This is a genomic window from Baekduia sp., assembly GCF_035996765.1.
GTDB lineage: Bacteria > Actinomycetota > Thermoleophilia > Solirubrobacterales > Solirubrobacteraceae > Baekduia.
In genome coordinates, this window is record NZ_DASYJG010000057.1 from 20,360 (window position 1) to 39,089 (window position 18,730).

The 18,730-nt window shown below is 68.8% G+C and carries 18 protein-coding genes; 13 read left to right on the forward strand and 5 right to left on the reverse strand.

Annotation, left to right across the window (positions count from 1 at the left end; genetic code table 11):
- Positions 1 to 73: 73 nt before the first annotated feature.
- The gene (locus VGO10_RS13120) at positions 74 to 2,110 is read left to right on the forward strand and encodes a protein kinase domain-containing protein (RefSeq protein ID WP_327468992.1); all 2,037 of its coding nucleotides are present in this window, start codon (positions 74 to 76) and stop codon (positions 2,108 to 2,110) included.
- Between the two features lie 84 nt (positions 2,111 to 2,194).
- Here the strand turns inward: VGO10_RS13120 and VGO10_RS13125 are convergent, their stop codons facing one another.
- Complete coding sequence (locus tag VGO10_RS13125; RefSeq protein WP_327468994.1) at positions 2,195 to 2,794, reverse strand: hypothetical protein; 600 nt, start codon at positions 2,792 to 2,794, stop codon at positions 2,195 to 2,197.
- A 327-nt stretch (positions 2,795 to 3,121) separates the two neighbouring features.
- Positions 3,122 to 3,499 (reverse strand): GtrA family protein, encoded by a 378-nt coding sequence (locus tag VGO10_RS13130; protein ID WP_327468996.1) that lies wholly within the window; start codon positions 3,497 to 3,499, stop codon positions 3,122 to 3,124.
- Between the two features lie 58 nt (positions 3,500 to 3,557).
- Between VGO10_RS13130 and VGO10_RS13135 the strand changes: the two genes are divergently transcribed.
- Complete coding sequence (locus VGO10_RS13135) at positions 3,558 to 4,532, forward strand: phytanoyl-CoA dioxygenase family protein (RefSeq protein ID WP_327468998.1); 975 nt, start codon at positions 3,558 to 3,560, stop codon at positions 4,530 to 4,532.
- A 15-nt stretch (positions 4,533 to 4,547) separates the two neighbouring features.
- On the opposite strand, the gene VGO10_RS13140 is transcribed toward VGO10_RS13135, so the two are convergent.
- Complete coding sequence (locus VGO10_RS13140) at positions 4,548 to 5,231, reverse strand: FHA domain-containing protein (RefSeq protein ID WP_327469000.1); 684 nt, start codon at positions 5,229 to 5,231, stop codon at positions 4,548 to 4,550.
- 172 nt (positions 5,232 to 5,403) lie between these two features.
- Between VGO10_RS13140 and VGO10_RS13145 the strand changes: the two genes are divergently transcribed.
- From VGO10_RS13145 to VGO10_RS13155, 3 genes are all read left to right on the forward strand, one after another.
- On the forward strand, positions 5,404 to 6,000 hold the full coding sequence (locus VGO10_RS13145; protein ID WP_327469002.1) for a sigma-70 family RNA polymerase sigma factor: 597 nt from the start codon (positions 5,404 to 5,406) through the stop codon (positions 5,998 to 6,000).
- Between the two features lie 124 nt (positions 6,001 to 6,124).
- On the forward strand, positions 6,125 to 8,251 hold the full coding sequence (locus VGO10_RS13150; protein ID WP_327469004.1) for a hypothetical protein: 2,127 nt from the start codon (positions 6,125 to 6,127) through the stop codon (positions 8,249 to 8,251).
- Entirely contained in the window at positions 8,248 to 8,784 is a 537-nt protein-coding gene (locus VGO10_RS13155; RefSeq protein ID WP_327469006.1) for a gamma-glutamylcyclotransferase family protein, read from the forward strand. The genes VGO10_RS13150 and VGO10_RS13155 overlap by 4 nt, the downstream gene beginning before the upstream one ends.
- On the opposite strand, the gene VGO10_RS13160 is transcribed toward VGO10_RS13155, so the two are convergent.
- Positions 8,781 to 9,548, reverse strand: a complete 768-nt coding sequence (locus VGO10_RS13160) for a gamma-glutamyl-gamma-aminobutyrate hydrolase family protein (protein ID WP_327469008.1) — start codon at positions 9,546 to 9,548, stop codon at positions 8,781 to 8,783. The two genes, VGO10_RS13155 and VGO10_RS13160, sit on opposite strands and share 4 nt — an antisense overlap.
- A gap of 87 nt (positions 9,549 to 9,635) precedes the next feature.
- Here VGO10_RS13160 and VGO10_RS13165 point away from each other — a divergent pair, with 87 nt between their 5' ends.
- From VGO10_RS13165 to VGO10_RS13185, 5 genes are all read left to right on the forward strand, one after another.
- Positions 9,636 to 10,433 (forward strand): enoyl-CoA hydratase/isomerase family protein, encoded by a 798-nt coding sequence (locus VGO10_RS13165; protein ID WP_327469010.1) that lies wholly within the window; start codon positions 9,636 to 9,638, stop codon positions 10,431 to 10,433.
- 302 nt (positions 10,434 to 10,735) lie between these two features.
- Positions 10,736 to 11,575, forward strand: coding sequence for a cytochrome c oxidase subunit II (coxB, locus tag VGO10_RS13170; protein ID WP_327469012.1), 840 nt, complete (start codon positions 10,736 to 10,738; stop codon positions 11,573 to 11,575).
- Positions 11,576 to 11,595: 20 nt separating this feature from the next.
- Entirely contained in the window at positions 11,596 to 13,296 is a 1,701-nt protein-coding gene (ctaD, locus tag VGO10_RS13175) for a cytochrome c oxidase subunit I (RefSeq protein ID WP_327469014.1), read from the forward strand.
- Positions 13,297 to 13,323: 27 nt separating this feature from the next.
- A complete protein-coding gene (locus VGO10_RS13180) occupies positions 13,324 to 14,229 on the forward strand; it encodes a heme o synthase (protein WP_327469016.1) in 906 nt (301 codons plus the stop codon).
- A 132-nt stretch (positions 14,230 to 14,361) separates the two neighbouring features.
- Entirely contained in the window at positions 14,362 to 14,595 is a 234-nt protein-coding gene (locus tag VGO10_RS13185; protein WP_327469018.1) for a hypothetical protein, read from the forward strand.
- Between the two features lie 81 nt (positions 14,596 to 14,676).
- On the opposite strand, the gene VGO10_RS13190 is transcribed toward VGO10_RS13185, so the two are convergent.
- Positions 14,677 to 15,111, reverse strand: a complete 435-nt coding sequence (locus tag VGO10_RS13190; protein WP_327469020.1) for a cyclic nucleotide-binding/CBS domain-containing protein — start codon at positions 15,109 to 15,111, stop codon at positions 14,677 to 14,679.
- A 128-nt stretch (positions 15,112 to 15,239) separates the two neighbouring features.
- On the opposite strand from VGO10_RS13190, the gene VGO10_RS13195 reads away from it, so the two are divergent.
- The 3 genes from VGO10_RS13195 (at position 15,240) to ctaD (VGO10_RS13205) (ending at position 18,727) form a co-directional block, all read left to right on the forward strand.
- Complete coding sequence (locus VGO10_RS13195) at positions 15,240 to 15,635, forward strand: helix-turn-helix transcriptional regulator (protein WP_327469021.1); 396 nt, start codon at positions 15,240 to 15,242, stop codon at positions 15,633 to 15,635.
- A gap of 183 nt (positions 15,636 to 15,818) precedes the next feature.
- The gene (gene coxB / locus VGO10_RS13200) at positions 15,819 to 16,817 is read left to right on the forward strand and encodes a cytochrome c oxidase subunit II (protein ID WP_327469022.1); all 999 of its coding nucleotides are present in this window, start codon (positions 15,819 to 15,821) and stop codon (positions 16,815 to 16,817) included.
- On the forward strand, positions 16,814 to 18,727 hold the full coding sequence (gene ctaD / locus VGO10_RS13205) for a cytochrome c oxidase subunit I (RefSeq protein ID WP_327469024.1): 1,914 nt from the start codon (positions 16,814 to 16,816) through the stop codon (positions 18,725 to 18,727). Before coxB (VGO10_RS13200) ends, ctaD (VGO10_RS13205) begins: the two co-directional genes overlap by 4 nt.
- Positions 18,728 to 18,730: the final 3 nt, after the last annotated feature.

An 18,730-nucleotide genomic window follows, 5' to 3' on the forward strand; every position in this document is an offset into this window, starting at 1 on the left:
CCGGAGTCCGCCGCAACGAAGTCGCCCGCGACGACAGCGCGTGCGCTCCGCGCCAATCGATACCGTCGCGGCCTTGAGCGCTGTCGACAGCGAGCTGCAGCCCGGAGACGTCTTCGCTGGCTACCGCGTGACCGGGGTCGCCGGTCGCGGCGGCATGGGCGTGGTGTACGAGGCCCAGCAGCTCGACCTGGAGCGTCCTGTCGCGTTGAAGCTCATCGCAACGCCGCTCGCGCGCGACGAAGCGTTCCGTGAGCGGTTCGTGCGCGAGTCACGTGCGGCCGCGGCGATCGACCATCCCAATGTGATCCCGGTCTACTCGGCCGGCGAGGACGACGGGCGGTTGTTCTTGGCGATGCGCTTCGTCGACGGTGAGGATCTGCGCTCGCTCGTGCAGCGCGAGGGGCCGCTGGAGCCCGCGCGCGCCGCGTCGATCATCGCCCAGATCGGGAACGCCTTGGATGCCGCGCACGCGCGCGGGCTCGTGCACCGCGACATCAAGCCGGCCAACGTCCTGCTCGATCGCGACCACGCGTATCTGACGGACTTCGGGCTGACCAAGCGGCTGACTGGCGAGACGACGATGACCGGCTCGGGGCGCTGGGTCGGGACGCTGGGCTACATCGCGCCGGAGCAGATCCGTGGTGAAGGCGTTGACGCGCGGGCTGACGTGTACGCGTTGGGCTGCCTGTTGTTCTATGTGTTGACGGGCGTCGCGCCGTATCGGCGTGATTCGGATGAGGCGACGCTGTACGCGCACTTGAACGACGTCGCGCCGGACGCGCGGGCGCTGGTGCCCGAGGTGCCGGGGGCACTGGCGGAGGTCGTCGCGCGGGCGCTGGAGAAGGATCCGGACGATCGGTATCTGTCGGCGGGAGACTTGGGGCGCGCGGCGCTGGCCGCGGTTGGTGACGGGCCGGTGCCCCCGCCAGAGCGGGTGGTGGCGCGAGGTGCGGCGGCGCCGGGTGGGTTTGCCGATGATGAGACGGCGATCCCCGGGGGCGCGGGCGGCGCGAGCGCCACGCCGACGGCGCCGACCGCGCTGGCGCCGGATCCGGATCGACGAGGACGGGGTGCTTCGCCGGGGCGGGCCGGCGCGCGCACGTGGATCACGCCGGTGCTCGCGCTGCTCGCCGGCGCGGCGATCGTGGTGCTCGTGGTCGTTTTGCTCGGTGGCGGCGACGACAAGTCCGGCTCCGGAACCTCGTCACAGCCGACGACGACAACGCCCGCCGGCACCGGCACGGCGCGCGTCGGGCAGACCGCGACCGTCGACCCGCGTCCCAATGCCATCGCCTACGCCCGCGGTCGCGTCTGGGTCGGCAGCGTGCGCAGCGGGCGGCTGATCGGCCTGCCGGCCGACGGCAAGGGCGCGCGCCGGACGATCAAGCTGCCGTGGGCGAGCGGGACGACGAGCGTCGCCGCCGGCTTCGGCTCGCTATGGGTGACCAACGGCGACCAGGCGCGCCTCGTGCGCATCGATCCGGTGTCGGGCCATGTGCAGGGCGACCGCGTCGTCGGCTCCGGCGAGGCCGTCGTCGTGGTGACCGGCGAAGGCTCCGTCTGGGTCGGCCGGCGCGCCAAGCGCACGACCGATCCGCCCTCCTCCATCGTCAAGGTCGACCCGCGCGGCGGCGACACCAAGGAGATCCTCTTCGGCCAGGAGGGCGTCGGCGACATCACGACGGGCGGCGGCTTCGTCTGGGTGCCCAACCGCCGCCGCGACCGCCTGAGCCGCATCGACCCCTCCAGTGGCGCCCGCAAGTCCACCCCGATCGGCCTCGGCAAGCACCGCGTCGCCTTCGGCGCCAACCAAGTCTGGGTGACCAACTACGACGACGGCACGATCTCCCAGAACAACCGCTCGCTGAGCAACGCGGTGACCGACGCGCTGAACGTGCGCGGACCACTGGACCTGACGGTGTCTGACGGAACCGTGTGGGTCGCGAGCTACCTCGACGACTCGGTCGTCCGCCTCGACGCACAGACCGGCAAGGCGATCGGCGAGCCGATCGCGGTCGGCCGCAACCCCTTCGCGATCGTCGCCCACGGCGATCACGTGTGGGTCACGAACCTGGCGAGCACGACGGTGTCACGGATCGACGTCGGCTGAGCGCGTTCCATGGCTTCCAGCTCGACGCGATACTGGAGCCGACCCCCGCGGCGGCCTCAGCATCGCGTCGCCTTTCCTGAGGCTCTAGTCAGTCATAGTCAGGTTGCCGGAAGTGTCAAAGAAAGTCCCCGTGATAGTGAAGGGGATCGACATTCCGGCGCGATGGACGAGCAGGCCCGGCGCATTGGTGAACTCGAACTCGTGCCCCGCGTTAGTCCAAGTCCCGTTGCGCAAGTCCCCAGTGAGAGTCTCCGTGCCGGGGAGCGCGCACGCCGTCGGATTGCCCGGAGTGTTCTCATAGAGCACGGTGATGTGCAAGCCGTCAATCGTGATCGTGTGAGTCGTGGGGTTAGTCAGAGTCCACGGGAGCCTTTGCGGCGTAAGAGTGACAGTGCAGTTGACATCTGCCCCAGTTCCGTGACAACTGCGCGCGCCGAAGTTAGTGATCTTCGCGTCCGTGGGGCTGAGGATGTCAACGTGAAGCTGCGCGAAGCCACAGTCCCAGCCGAAGTTGTTCGGCGGGCCCGATGTGGCGGTCAGCTGGCTAGGGCTGGTGCTCAAGGTGTCAAACACGTGAGTCGAGGGAAACGGCCCGTGCCAAGTGGCCGCCGACGCCATCGCCGGCAGCGCAAACGCGCACACCGCGACGGCCGAGGCAAAGAGCAGAGCGCCCTTCTTCGACAACTCCAACATTTTAACTGCTCCTGGTGAGCTCTCGGCAGCAACGCCGAGATGTATGGATTCGACCACCGGCGCCGGCTCGGCTGAACACTGCGCCCAGGGCCGCGACGGAGCTAGTTGTACGCGTCGCATCAGGCAGATGTCAACAGCCAAAGCCCCGCGCCCCAAAGCGCCCTACACGTCTTAGGCTAGGCGTCGGTGACCATGAAATCCTTGCAAAGATAGGCCTTTGCTCATCGCCTAACAGCGTACAATCAGGAACGTTAAGCATCGATGCTCATTGGCACAACGGACGACTTTCCGAATTTCGGAGCCCGCCGATGCCACGTCTCACGCGCGGCTGAACACCCAGCGCCGCCCCACGACATACGTCACCACGGGCGTCACCGGCAGCAGCACGGCCTGGGCGAGGATCTTGTCAGCCTCGAACCCGTCGACCAGCACGGCCAGCAGCACCAGGTTCAACCCCGTCGCCCCGCCCTGGGCCAACAGCCAGCTCAGCCACCCGCGCACCGTCGGCGTACGCCCCCTGAACGTCCAGTGCTCGTGCAACCAGTACCCCAACGAGGCCGACAGGGCGAACGCGATCAGCGCCGACAGCAGATACGGCACGCCGATCAGGACCCCGGCGGTGTAGCCGCCGAAGTACGTCGCGGCGTTGAACCCGCCGACCAACCCGAAGCGCGCGAGCTCGCGAAACCTTCCCACGCCCCTAGGTGTACCGGTTCGCCCGCTCTTCACGTCGCCTCACTACCTTGTCGAGGCGATGGACGACCTTCGCCAAGCTTGGGAGCGAGACGGCTACGTGGTGCTCCGCGGTGCCGCGCCGACCGATCAGTTCGACGCCTACGCACAAGAGCTCGAGACCGCCCGCGACGGCCTGCTCGTCCGCGGTCCCGGCGACGAGCACGTCTCGCTCGCGGCCGCCACGGCCCAGCCCCCAGACAACCACCCCATAGGCGCCGTCGACCCCTATGCGCTCTCACCGGCCGCCCGCACCCTCTTGCTTCCGCCAGACCTCGTGCGCTTCCTCACCCGCGACGTCCTCGGCGGCGACGCCCCGCTGCTGTTCGACGCCACCGAAGCCAGCGCCGGATCGCCCGACGACGGCCCGTTTCGCGACGCCACCTACGTCGCCCTCGCCGCCGAGCCCGAGACGCTGGTCACCGCGACCGTCGCGCTCGAGGACGGCGCCGAGCTCACGGTCTTCCCTGGCTCTCAGGAGATCGCGACCACCCCGTTCAGCGGCCGCTACCGCCACCACAACCCCGAGCGGGACGGCGACGCCGCGCTGCAGCAGCACCGTGAAGCGCTGTCCGCCGGGCTCGGCCAGGACCCAGCGGGCGACACGATCACCCTGAACGCCGGCGACGCCGTCCTCTGGAGCGCCGACTTCGTCCACACCCCGATCACGGGCGCGGCGCTCATCGCCCACCTCTGCCCCATCCACGTCGAGCCGTCCTGGTTCACCTACCGCCCAGAACGGGCCCGCCACGCCGCCTACGCCGACGGCACCGCCTGGATCGCCACCCAGCACTACGACCTCCTCGACGCCATCGCCCCCGAAGCGCCGCCGGTTGGCGTACAAGACGAGCCGGAGCTCGCACGCGTCGAGGAAGCACTGCGCCAGCACGACCAAGGCACCACACCCTCCGGACCCTCGTCTGCCGGCCAACGCCGCGGCGGCGGCCTCGTCGGCTCCGTCCGCGGACTCATGAACCGCCGCGGCCGCAACCGCTGACAGACCAGACCCGAGTTATAGGTCTCGCTGCGTCAGCATCCCCCGCTGGAACGCCTCGGCCACCAGCCGCGAGCGCTTCTGGTTCTGCGGCAGCGACTCGATCCCGAACTTCTGAAACAGCGAGCGCAGGTGCGCCTTGACCGCATCGACGCTCAGGTGCAGCTCGCCGGCGATCTCCTGGTTGGTCGCCGGCGTCGCGAACTCGGCCTGCTTGTAGGGCCGCGCCAACGCCACGAGCACCTGACGCTGGGTCGCCGGCAGATCGGCCAGCGCGACGGGCTCGCCCGCGATGACCGTGCGCTCAACCGTCTCCTCAGCATCCGGCCGCCGGTAACCGAGCGTGGTGCGGCCGATGTGGATCGTGTCGCCGTCGCGCAGCCGTGCGCGGCCGGAGATCCGGATGCCGTTGACGTAGGTGCCGTTGCGGCTGAGCCCGTCGTCGACGACGGTCCACTCGCCGGCGATGCACTCGAGCTCGGCGTGCAGCCGGCTGACCTCGGTGTCCCACGGCAGCGGCACGCCGTTGGATTCCGCGCGCCCCACGCTCAGCCGCTCGCCGTCGAGACGCAACAGACGCTGACGGCCGTTGCCGTCACGCAGCACGATGAACGGCGCGCCGTCGCGCTCGGCGCTCAGGCGCTCCTGCAACTCCGCGGGCGAGGCGGCGTGGGCTGCGAGCGGGGACTCGTCGGCAGACACGCTTCTCAGCCTAGAGACCACGTCGGCGCGGCCAGGTGAGGCCACCCGCACCTCGGCCGCGCCAGCGCAGCACCAGGCCCACACCTAGGTGTGGGCCGGCCTCACCTGGGTGTGGAACGTGTAGCCCCGGGGTCCCTGGGAGCCACCTGAGAACAGCGCGAACATGGTGAACATGAACCCGGTTCTCTCCTCCTCCCCCAACGCCCGTGCCCCGCGCGCCGGCACCGCCTCCGACGAGGCGCTCGTCGCCGCCGTCCGCTCCGGGTCTGACGCCGCATTCACCGCGATCGTCCACCGCTACGAGCCGCAGCTGACCGCCTACGCCCGCCAGGTCCTCGGCGGCCACCACCACGACGCCGAGGAGTGCGTCCAGGACGCGTTCATCCGCGCCCTGCGCTCGATGAAGGGCAACGACGCCGAGATCGCGCTGCGCCCGTGGCTGCACGCGATCGTCCGCAACCGCTGCCTCGACCAGCTGCGCAAGCCCAACCGCACGACCGACCTCGACCCTCACGAGGCCGTCCTGGCCGACCACGGACCCGGACCGGTCTCCCTGATCGCCCACCGCCAGCGTCTGCACGAGGTCGTCGGTGGCGTCGAGCAGTTGCCCGAGCGTCAGCGCCGCGCGCTGGTCATGCACGAGCTCGAGGACCGCTCGCACTCCCACATCGGTCGCGTGCTCGGCGTGTCGGCCGGCGCCAGCAAGGCGCTGGTCTGCCGCGCGCGCCAGGGCGTCGCCGCCGCGGTCGGCGGCCGCACGGCCGCGTAGCGCACGCTGCAACGGCCCCACCCCGGCGATCCGGGTCGCTGAAAGCTGCCCTGCCCAGCTCTCAGCGACCCGGATCCTCGCGCGACCGTCCCCGTCGTCGCGGCCGCTGGCTAGAGTCGTTTTGATGCGCACCGCGCGGGCCGCCGAGCCCACCGCTGCCCACCGCGCCGGCGCGGCCGGCTTCCTGTCGTCGCCGTGGGCGTGGGTGGTTGGGCTCTACCTCGTTGCCGCCGCGCTGTACCTCGTGTTGGCGCTGCGGTCGCCGCTGCCTGTCCTGTTCCCGGACGAGTTCCGTTACTCGCACCTCGCGCGCGGGCTCGCCGATGGGACCGGTACGGACTGGCGCGGCGCGCACATCGGCCAGACCGCGGCGTTGTACGTGTACTTCATCACCCCGGCGTGGGGTCTCTTCAGCTCGTCGGTCGACGCCTACCACGCATCCAAAGTGCTCGGGACGCTCGTCCTCTGCGCCCAACTGATCCCGGTCTGGCTCCTCGCGCGTGAGCTCGTCGGACCGCGGCTGGCGCTTGTTCCCGCGGCGCTCTCGGTCGCCGGAACGTGGATGCTGACGAGCGCCGAGACCGTGACCGAGGTCCTCGCGTTCCCGCTGACGACCGCGGCGCTCTGCGTCGCGGTGATGGCACTGCGAAGGCCTGGCAGCCGCCTCGGCTGGCTGGCCTTCTTCCTGCTGGTGCTGGCGACCTGGGCCCGGATCCAGATGGCCATCCTCGTCCCCGCGTTGTTGATGGCCTTCGTGCTCGACGCGCTGCGCGACCCGACGCGGCGCGCCGAACGGCTGCGCGCCCACCGCGCATATCTTCTCGCCACGTCGATCGGCTTCGCCGGCCTCGTGCTCATCGCGCTCGCCGCACCCGGCGTCACCGGGGACTACGGCGGGTTCTTCGGCCTCCGTCCGTCGCTGCACCGGATCCTCTCCAAGAGCGGCCTGCAGCTGCTCGAGCTCGTCGCCGTCGGCGGCTTCGCGCCGGTCCTGCTCGCGGCGGGCACCGCCTGCTCGCGTCGCGCCTGGCGCGACGACCGCACCGGCCCGCTGCTCGCGGTCTTCTGGCCCGCGGCGCTGGCGACCGTCATCCAAAGCGGCTTCTTCCTCGCCGGCTACCCGCCGGCGCTCTCGGCAATCGACCGCTATGTCACCTACGCGCTGCCGCTCGCGCTGATCCTGATGACGGTCCTGCTCGCGCAGCCCAAGCTGCTGTCGCGGACCGCGCTGATCGTCTCGGGGTTGTTGTCGTTGATGCTCCTCGCGCGGCCCGCGGTGCAGATGATCGGCGAGGAGCGCGCGACCTGGGGCATCAGCTACCGGCTGGACTATGTCCTAGGACTTGGCATCGGGATCGGGCTGACGCTCGTCGCGCTCGTCCTGCTCTGGGCCATCGGACTGGTGCGCGCGCGCGGAACACCTCCGGCGCGCGCGGTGCTCATCGTCAGCGCCGCGGTGCTCGCGGTCTTCGCCGTCCAGAGCCAGGCCGCGTGGTGGCAGATGACCAAGACCGGCACGTCCTTCCGGTCGATCATGCCCGCCGACCTCGCATGGGTCGACCACCACGCGTCCGGGCCCGTCGCGCTGCTCGGCATCACCCAGAACGCACCGCAGTTCGACGACATCGACTTCTTCAACCGCAAGATCACGCAGGCCTACGGGCCGGCGGCGGGCTTGCTGGGGCGCAAGGTCCAGGGAACGGTCTGCCCGATGCGCTTCGCGGTCTCCGGCGAGCTTGTCCTCGGCCCGGGCTGCGGTCCACGACCGTCGCGCTTCCTGATCAACGACCCGTCGGCGCGCGTCACCTTCCAGGATGAGCTGCGCTCGGCGTCGGACCCGAACATCGGCCGGCTGGTCGAGCTCAAGCCCTCGACGATCCCGCGCGCGCGGTCGCTGATCGTCCTGCCCTGCCCGCGCCGCACACCCGGCTACGCCACAACAAGCCCTGACGTCGTCGGCGTCGACGCGCCGATCACCTGCGCCCGCGCGATGACCGGCGCTTTGTGGCTCGACGCGCCCGCACAGGTGGAGATCGGATACCACGGCGGGCGCCGCGATCAGCAGGTCGAGGCCGGCGGACGGCGCTGGAAGATCCCGGCGGGTGTCGACACGACGATCCGCTTCGGCGCGCCGAAGGGCTACTCGCAGTTCGTCGCGCAGGCCGATTGGGCGTCGAGCGTGGGGACCCCGCAGGTGCGGTCGGTCGCGCTGGTGAGCGACGGCAAGCGCACCGTGATCGCGCAGCCGTGAAGACCTACATCTTTGGCTACGCATCCCTCGTGGCGGCACCAGCCACCGCCCGCGCCACGCTCCGCGGCCACCGCCGCGTCTGGGGCGTCGCGATGGACAATGCCGTTGAGATCCAGGGATACAAGGTGTATGCCTTGCCCGACGGCACGCGACCGGCGGTCGCCGTCACGTTCCTGGACCTCGAGGAAGCCGACGGCGCGCGGGTCGACGGCTTGCTGCTGACCGTCGATGCGGCCGGACTCGCCACCCTCGACGCCCGCGAGCGCCAGTACGAGCGCGTCGACGTGACCGCGCTCGTCGATCCGGCGCCCGACGGCACCGTCTGGACCTACGTCGGCCGCCCAGCCGGACGGGCACGCGTCGCCGCCGGCAGGGCCGGCACGGCCCCGATCGCCATCCAGCGCTCCTACCTCGAGCTGGTCGAGACGGCCTTCGCCGCCCTCGGCGACGGTGCGCTCACCCGCTACCGAGCCGGCACCGAGGACCCACCCTTCCCGGTCCTCGACCTCACGCGGATCGACCTGCCGGGCTAAGCAGCAGAGCGGCCGCGCGCACGAGCCTCCCGGATGTCCGCCATCCGCTCGCGCGCCTCATCGACCAGCGCAGCGACGAGCTTGCTCGTCTCATCGACCTCCGGATGCCACTGCACCCCAAGGACGAAGCGCGAGCCGGACAGCTCCACGGCCTCGGGCAGCTCGTCGAGCTCCGAGCGGCCGGTGACCACCAGCCCTTCCCCGACGCGGTCGACACCCTGGTGGTGATGGCTCAGCGTCCGGTGCGCCTCCTCGCCCGCAGCGCGCGCGGCCAGGGAGCCCGACGCCAGCCGCACCTGATGGTCGGCGCCCTCGAACGAGCCGGGGTTGCGGCGGTGATCCTCGTGGCCGTGGCTCTCCGGCAAGTGCTGCAACAACGTGCCGCCACGAGCGACGTTCAACACCTGCATCCCGCGGCAGATCCCCAGAAACGGCAGATCACGCTCGATCGCACGCTGCGCCAGCGCGATCTCGAACGCATCACGCTCCGGGTTGATGTTGATGGTCTCGGGATGCGCGGCTTGGCCGTAGGAAGCCGGGTCGATGTCAGACCCGCCCGCGAGGATCAGGCCGTCAAGAAGATCCAGCAACTCATCGGGATGCTCGGTCACCCGTGCGTCAGGCGGCAGCAGCAGCGCAATGCCGCCGGCACGCTGCACCGCGTCGGAGTACTCGCGCGGCAGCAGATGCGCCGGCGTGTCCCAGACGCCCCACCGCGCGCGCTCCAGCGCCGCGCACAGCCCGATCACTGGTCTGTCGCCCATACCTTCAACGCTACTGCGTAGCCGCACCGCAGTCCCGCCACGGCCGCCCAGCTGGCCAGACAGCCAGCCCCCATAAGATCCCCGCCCATGACCCAGCTCGACACGATCAAGATCCACCGCCGGGGCGGCGCGGCCACCATCGAGCTGGCGCGCCCCGAAACCATGAACGCGTGGAACAAGCAGTTCGGGCTCGACCTGCTCGCCGCCGTCGAAGAGGTCCGCGATGACGAGACCGTGCGCGCCGTCTGCATCACGGGCGCGGGCCGTGGCTTCTCCTCCGGCGCCGACCTGCGCGACATCTCCGACGAGCAGACGCCCCAGGGCCGGCCCGATGTCTACAAGGTGCTCACCGAGCGCTACCACCCGATCATCACCGGCCTGCGCACGATGCCCAAGCCCGTCGTCGCCGCCGTCAACGGCCCCGCCGTCGGCATCGGCCTCAGCCTCGCGCTGACCGCCGATCTCGTCGTCGCCAAGGAGTCGGCCTACTTCCTGCTCGCCTTCGTCAACATCGGCCTCGCACCCGATGGCGGCTCCTCGCTCTTCGTGCCCGAGCGCATCGGGTTCACGCGCGCCATCGAGATGGCGATGCTCGGCGAACGCGTCCCCGCGCGCCAAGCCGCCGAGTGGGGCCTGATCAACAAGGTCTTCGCCGACGCCGAGTTCGACGCCGAGGTGGCCGCGCTCGTCGACCGTCTCGCGGCCGGTCCGACCGCCGCCTACGCCGGCATCAAGCGCCAGGCCAACGCGTGGCTGTACGCCCGGATGGACGGCCAGCTGGAGCTGGAAGCCCAGGTGCAGCGTGAGATGGCGCACTCCGACGACTTCGTCGAGGGCGTGTCAGCGTTCCTGCAGAAGCGCCCACCGGTGTTCAACGGTCGCTGACATTCGTGTCAGCGTTCCTACAGAAGCGCCCAGTCGCCTTCACCGGGCGCTGACGTTCCGGCAGGCGACCCCGAGAACCCGTACGGTGCCGAACTGAGTGCGGCCGCCGGGCGGGCCGGACGGGCTTCACGCAACCGGCGGCCGTCAGACGCCGGTTCATGAATAGAATCCCCGCCGCCTTGGACACCTCCCGCCTTCGCACCCTCATGACCTCGCGCCGCGCCATCAAGACACCTGCTTCAGCGGAATCCGTGGCGGCCTCTCGCAGATCGCGCCATTTCATCCTGACCCTGCTCGCCGTCGTGACCGGCGCCCTGCTGCTGGCGCCCGTCGCCGGCGCGGATCTCCTCACGCCGGAGTCGGGCGGATCGCCGAACGCCGACGACATCGACACGCTCTACAAGTTCATCTTCGCCGTCGCGATCGTGGTCTTCGTCGGCGTCGAGGGCGTGCTGCTCTACTCGGTCTTCAAGTTCAAGGCCAAGAAGGGCCGCGTCGCTGCCCAGATCCGTGGCAACACGCGTCTGGAGATCGGCTGGACGGTCGGCGCCGCGCTGATCCTGGTCGTCCTCGCGGTGATCACGTTCGTCAAGCTCGACGCCATCCGCAACCCGCCGGACTCCTCGCCCGACGGCCTGCAGCTCGCCGACACCAGCCGTCGCCTGCCGCCCAACGGCAAGGCGCTGAACATCTGCGTCAACGGCCAGCAGTACATCTGGCGCTACACCTACGCCGACAACTGCAAGACCGGCAAGAACCTCGGCGCGCCGTTCTCCTACGAGGAGATGGTCGTCCCCGTCGACACGACGGTGACGCTCGACATCGGCGCCCAGGACGTGGCCCACTCCTGGTGGATCCCGAAGCTCGGCGGCAAGTTCGACGCCATCCCCGGCTACACCAACCACACCTGGTTCAAGGTCCCCGGCAAGTTCGGGACCAAGCCGGGTGGGACCGTCTTCTTCGGCCAGTGCGCCGAGTTGTGCGGGCGCAACCACGCGAACATGACCGCCCGCGTGCGTGCCGTGTCCGTGCAGGAGTACCAGCGCTGGCTCAGCGATCGCGAGGCGGACATCAAGTCCGCCGAGAAGCAGGGCGCCGCGCAGCGCAAGCAGCTCGACTCCGGCAACACCACGAACCCGTAGCTCAGGATCTGACTGACCGCATGGCCGCCACCATCGAAGCTCCCCGCCCCAACGTCGCGCCTGTTCCGCAGGTCGTCGCGCGCAAGGTCGACTCGTCGTCGACGGGCTGGACGTCGTGGATCACCACGACCGACCACAAGCGCATCGGGATCATGTACTTGGTCCTGACGTTCGGCTTCTTCATCCTCGGTGGCGTCGAGGCGCTGCTGATCCGCCTGCAGCTGGCGGTCCCGAACAACGACCTGCTGACGCCGCAGACCTACAACCAGCTGTTCACGATGCACGGGACGACGATGATCTTCCTGTTCGTCGTGCCGGTCATGGCCGGCTTCGGCAACTACTTCGTGCCGCTGATGATCGGCGCGCGCGACATGGCGTTCCCGAAGCTCAACGCGCTCTCGTTCTGGCTGCTGGCCGCCGGTGGCATCGTCTTCTACGCCTCGATCTTCTTCAGCCCGCCGGAGTGCGGCTGGACCTGTTACTCCCCGCTGAGCGACACGAGTTACTCGCCGTCGGGCGGCGTCGACGCCTGGATCTACCTGATCCACCTCACGGGCCTGAGCTCGCTGGTCGGCGCGGTGAACTTCTACGCGACGATCGCCAACATGCGCGCGCCCGGCATGGGTTGGGGGCGCCTGCCGCTCTTCGTCTGGGCGATGCTGACCTACGCGGTCCTACTGATCCTCGCCCTGCCGGTCATCGCCGCGGCCGTCACGCTGCTGCTGACCGACCGCCACTTCGGGACGCACTTCTACGACGCGTCGAACGGGGGCTCGCCGCTGCTGTGGCAGCACCTGTTCTGGTTCTTCGGCCACCCCGAGGTCTACATCATGGTGTTGCCGGGCTTCGGCATCATCTCCGAGGTCCTGCCGGTCTTCGCCCGCAAGCCGATCTTCGGCTACAAGGCAATCGCCGCCGCGACGCTGGTCATCGCCTTCCTCGGCCTGCTCGTGTGGGCCCACCACATGTTCTCGACGCCGAGCCCGTCGCTGGTGCTCATCTTCTTCATGATGAGCTCCTTCCTGATCGCGGTGCCCACGGGCGTCAAGATCTTCAACTGGATCGCGACGCTCTGGCGCGGGACGATCGAGTACACGACGTCGCTGCTGTTTGCCGTCGGCTTCATCGGCACGTTCCTCGTCGGCGGGATCACCGGCATCTTCGTCGCCGTCTTCCCCGTCGACTGGCAGCTGACCGACACCTACTTCGTGGTCGCGCACTTCCACTACGTGTTGATGGGCGGCGCGGTCTTCACGATCTTCGCCGGGCTCTACTACTGGTTCCCGAAGATGTCAGGCCGGATGCTGAGCGAGCCGCTGGGCAAGGCCAGCTTCTGGCTGATGCTGATCGGCTTCCACGTCACGTTCCTCGTGCAGCACTCCGCGGGCCTGGAAGGCATGCCGCGACGGATCTACGAGTACTCCGACGTCCAGGACCTCGCGATCCTCAACCTGATCTCGACGATCGGCGCCTTCATCCTCGGCGTCGGCATCCTGCTCACGCTGGTCAACGTGCTGATCTCGCTCAAGAAGGGCGCGATCGCCGGGCCGGATCCGTGGAAGGCCAACACGCTGGAGTGGTTCACCACCTCTCCCCCGCCGGTCAACAACTTCGACTCGGTGCCCCGCATCCGCTCGGTCGAGCCGATGAAGGACATCCGCCGTCAGGTCGCCATGCAGACCGGTGGCGTGCCCGAGCCCGAGCCCGTCTACTCCCACTAGATGGTCAGGGAGTAGGCTCGCCCCGCCATGGAGGCGTCACGCGCAACCACCGCCGCCGCGCTGCCGGCGACCGGGGCCCGTCAGCTCGCCAGCGATCTGCTGGCGCTGACCAAGCCCAAGGTCCAGTCGCTGCTGCTGCTGACCACGGTCACCACGATGCTGGTGGCCGGCACGCCGTCGATCGGCCTGATCATCGCCACGTGCATCGGCGGGTACCTGAGCGCCGGGGGCGCCGGGGCCGTCAACCACTGGTATGACCGCGACATCGACGCGCAGATGGAGCGGACCGCTTCCCGGCCGATCCCCGCGGGGCGCATCGCGCCGCGGACCGCGCTGTGGTTCGGGATCGGCCTCGCCGTCCTTGGCTTCGTCTGGCTGACGCTGACGGCCAATGTCCTGGCGGCCTCGCTGTCGTTCTCCGGCTTCTTGGGCTACACGCTCATGTACACGGTGTGGCTCAAGCGCCGCACGTGGCAGAACATCGTCTGGGGCGGCGCCGCGGGCGCCGTGCCGCCGCTGGTCGGCTGGGCTGCGGTCACGGGCGGGCTGTCCGGCCTGCCGATCTACCTGTTTGCGATCGTCTTCTTCTGGACCCCGCCGCACTTCTGGGCGCTGTCGCTGCTGATGAAGGACGAGTACGCGAAGGTCGGCGTGCCGATGCTGCCGGTCGTCCGCGGCGAGGACGAGACGCGCCGCCAGATCGTCCTCTACAGCGTCCTGCTCTACGCCGTCACGCAGCTGCCGTTCTGCGGCGGCGGCGGCTTGGACGCCATCTACCTGATCGCCTCGCTGGCGCTCGGCGTCGCCTTCGTGACGCTCGCCGTGCTGCTGCAGCGCCAGGCGACCCGCAAGGCCGCCCTGCGGCTGTACCTGTTCTCGCTCCTCTACCTCGCGCTGCTGTTCGTGGCGATGGTGGCGGACGTCAAGCTGTAGCCCCGTCTGGGAGAATCGCACCCGTATGGACCGCAACCTCGCCCGCAAGAACGTGCGCACCGGCCTCATCGCCGGGACCGTGTGCTTCCTCATGTTCGGCCTGACCTTCGTCGCGGCCTGGATCTACGTCGCATGAGCCGCGATCCTGAGATCCCACCCGTCGGCGAGGAGATCCACCTTCCCGGCGGCTCGATTCAGCCGCTGCTGCTGACCATCGGCATCACGGTGGCCCTCCTCGGCGTCACCCTCGGCCTGCCGCTGGTAATCGCCGGCGGCATCCTCACCCTCTGGGTGATCATCCGCTGGGTGGCCGACACGCGGCGCGACATCGCCGAGCTGCCGCTGCACGACAGCGAGCACCACTAGCGCCGGCGGTTCATCCTTGGCTTGCGTTCGGAGGGCGGTCGACGACCGCCCTCCGTCGTTCTGCAGGCGGTTCGGACGGGGTCAGCCTTGGCGCGCGGCCCCGATGGCCGCAGCGGCGCTCTCAGGCACGTCGCAGATGGCGCCGTCATCCGTCCAGCACCGCACCACATCGCGCACCGACAGGATCCCGATGATCTCGCCGTGCTCCATCACGATGAGGTGGCGAAAGCCGCCGCGGACCATCGCGACCGCAGCCTCCTCCAGCGACCAATCGGGCGAGGCGTAGACGACGTTGCTGGTCAGGTGCTCGCCGACGAGCTCCGCGTCAGGGTCCTGTCCCAGGCCAACGGAGTCCAGGACATCGCGCTCGGTGAGAATGCCCGGGCCGGCCGCATCGGGGTCGAGCACGACGGCGGCGCCGACGCGCCGCTGCGACATCGCCTTCGACGCTTCTCGCAGGGTGTGCCCCGGCCCGATCGTCAAGACCATGCTGCTCATCCCGTCACGCACCTGCATCCCGGACCGCTCCTTCGTGTATTGACCCTTGCAACGTTTGCCTCAAACTCAATCTACCATCCACCTCCACAGACGCCAATCCCTACGGTGATCCACCAATCCTCGCCCGTCGTATCCCCCGTGACGCCATGCACCGACCAGCCACCATCCGCCTGCGGACCAGCCTCTTTGAGGACGCGGTCGCCATCGTCGAATCCGAGTTCGCCTCGGACCTGTCGCTGGACGACATCGCACGGCGGGTCGCCTCGTCGCGGCGCCAGCTGCAGCGCGCGTATTCCGAGATCGGCTCGACCACCTTCCGCGAGCATCTGACCGCGGTGCGCATGGAGCGCGCCGCCGACCTGCTGCGCATCCGTGGCCTGACCGTCCGCGACGTCGCCCACCGCGTCGGCTATCGCCAGCCCGCGCAATTCGCCAAGGCGTTCCGGCGCCATCACGGGATCGCCCCCTCGGATTTCCGCGCAAACGGGCGCTTTGGGCGGCTCGACGCCGTCTCCGCGACGCCCAGCAACGCCGCCGCGTAGCCCCTCTGACAGGGGCAAAAGTCCGCTTGGCGCGGAACGTCGTTGCTTCCCGTCGCGCCCTACCCATAGGATCGCCGGGCTATGGGTGAGGAGAGCACTCGAGCGGAGGCTGATTCCCTGCGAGGGCAATCAGGCCGGCGCACCGTCACAGAGATGGTGGTCGTCGGCCTAATCGCATCGATTTTGGGAATCACCCTCGGGCTCGTCATCGATTGGTTCCCCACACAGGGGTCAGAGCAGGCCAAGAAGATCGACACGTTCTGGGACGTGTTGATCATCTGCTCGGTCCCGGTGTTCGTCCTCGTGACGACCGTGGTGCTGTTTGCCGCGCGCAACTTCCGGATGCGTCCGGGCGAGGAGCATCTGGATGGCCCACCCATCCATGGCAACACGCGGCTCGAGGTCGTCTGGACCGCGATCCCCGCGATCATGCTCGTCGCGTTGTGCACCTACGCGTACCTCGTGCTGCACGACATCGAGAAGGCGCCGGCAGCCGGCAACGAGCGTCAGATCACGGCTATGGGCCAGCAGTTCACGTGGACCTTCGACTACGTCGAGAACGGCAAGAAGTTCTCCTCGGCTCAGCTCTACGTGCCCCAGAACGAGTCGGTGAAGTTCAACGTCAAGACCAAGGACGTCCTGCACGACTTCTGGGTCCCGGCGTGGCGGATGAAGATCGACGCCGTCCCCGGCATCACCACCAACTACCGGGTCACGCCGATCAAGCTCGGCAGCTACCCGGTCGTCTGTGCCGAGCTTTGCGGCCTCGGCCACGCCTTCATGCGCCAGACCGCCCACGTCCTGCCCAAGGCGCAGTTCAACGCGTGGGTCAAGAAGATGACGACGCCCGTCAAGGCTGCTGTGCCGGCCGGAGGCGGCGCGGCTCCGGCCATCGACGCCAAGGCGCTCTTCACCCAGGGTGAGACGCAGACCGGCGCCACCGCCTGCGGCGCCTGCCACAAGCTCGCCGACGCCGGGACCGCCGGCGGCGTCGGGCCCGATCTCGATCAGGTCCTCAAGGGCAAGGACGCGGCGTTCATCCACGAGTCCATCGTCAATCCGGACGCCGAGATCGCCAAGGGCTTCAACAAGGGCATCATGCCCGCGAACTTCGGCAAGCTCCTGAGCCAGCCGGAGATCGACGCGCTGGTCAAGTACCTCGAGGAGGTGGCGGGTAAGTGACCGTCAAGCTGCGGCAGGCCGGTTGGTATCGCGCCGGGTGGTACATGCTCATCGGCGCGTCGTTCGCCGTCGCCATCAGCTGGCTCGTGCGCATGCTGTACGGCCACGATCGCTACGCGCACTTCCTGGAGGCCGAGTCGATCGTCCTCATCGGGATGTTCGTGCTGCCGTTCGCGTTCCTGATCGGCCTCGGCTGCTTTGACTACTGGTTCTACTGGGCGGCCGGCAAGCCGACGCGCCCCGAGGATCACTCGTCGCACGGGGCAAAGACGTGGAAGGACTACTTCCGCCCGAACACCGACCACAAGGTCATCGGGATCCAGTACACGGTCCACTCGTTCTTCTTCCTCTTCGTCGGCGGCCTGATGGCCATGCTGATGCGCGCCGAGCTGGCCCAGCCGGGCCGGCAGTTCGTGGACTCCAACACGTTCAACGGCCTGTTCAGCGTCCACGCGTCGATCCTGATCTTCCTGTTCATCATCCCCGTCTTCGCGGGGCTGGCGAACTTCGTCCTGCCGCTGATGATCGGCGCGCCGGACATGGCCTTCCCGCGCCTGAACGCGCTGTCGTTCTGGCTGCTGCCGTGCGCCGGCGTGTTGATGCTGGCGTCGTTCTTCGCGCCGGGCGGCTCGTTCGCCTCGGGCTGGACGGCCTACGCCCCGCTGTCGACGACAGCCCCGCTGGGGCAGATGTTCTTCACCATCGCGGTCCAGTTCGCGGGGGCGTCGTCGATCGCGACAGCGCTCAACTTCCTGGTGACGATCATCACCATGCGCGCGCCGGGCATGTCGTTCTTCCGGATGCCGCTGCTGGCGTGGGCGAACTTCTCGACCTCGCTGCTGGTCGTCATCGCCACGCCGTTCATCGCCGCGTCGCAGTTCTTCGTGCTGCTGGACTACGGGCTGGGCTTCCACTTCTTTGACGCCGACAAGGGCGGCGACGTGCTGATGTACCAGCACGTCTTCTGGTTCTACAGCCACCCGGCCGTCTACATCATGATGTTGCCCGGGTTCGGCATCGTCAGCGAGGTGCTGTCGGTCAAGGCGCGCAAGCCGATCTTCGGCTACCGCATGATGGCCTTCTCGCTGCTGGCGATCGTCGTGCTCGGCTTCACGGTCTGGGCCCACCACATGTTCGTCTCGGGCATGCAGTCGTGGATCCGGATCCCGATGATGGTCACCACAGCGGTCATCGCGGTGCCGACCGGCATCAAGATCTTCTCCTGGCTGGCGACGCTCTGGCGTGGCGTCATCAAGCTCGACACGCCGATGCTCTTCGCGCTGGGCTTCCTGACGATGTTCACCTGCGGCGGCATCTCGGGCGTGATGCTCGCGATGATCCCGCTGGACATCCACGTCAGCGACACGTACTTCATCGTCGCCCACATCCACTACGTGCTCTTCGGCGGATCGCTCTTCACGATCTTCGCCGGCGTCTACTACTGGTTCCCGAAGATGACGGGCCGGATGTACGACGAGCGCCTCGGCAAGCTGCACTTCTGGATGACGTTCGTGTTCTTCAACGCGACCTTCGCGCCGATGCACATCATCGGCGTCAACGGGATGCCGCGCCGCGTCGCCGATTACGCCGACGAGTTCGCGACGTGGAACCTGATCATCTCGCTGGCCTCGTTCGCGCTGGGTCTGAGCACGCTGATCTTTGCCTACAACATGGTCGCCTCGTGGCGCGGCGGCGCCCGCGCCACCGCCAACCCGTGGCGTGCGATGACGCTGGAGTGGCAGGTGTCCTCGCCGCCACCGGTGTTCAACTTCGACCAGATTCCGACGGTCGTCGGCGGGCCCTACGAGTACGGCACGCCGGGCGCGGTCCACGGCATCTTCGGCCCGGCCGCGCCGGCCGAGGCCAAGGCGACCCCGGCGGGTACGCACACCCAGCCACCTACCGAGTGATGA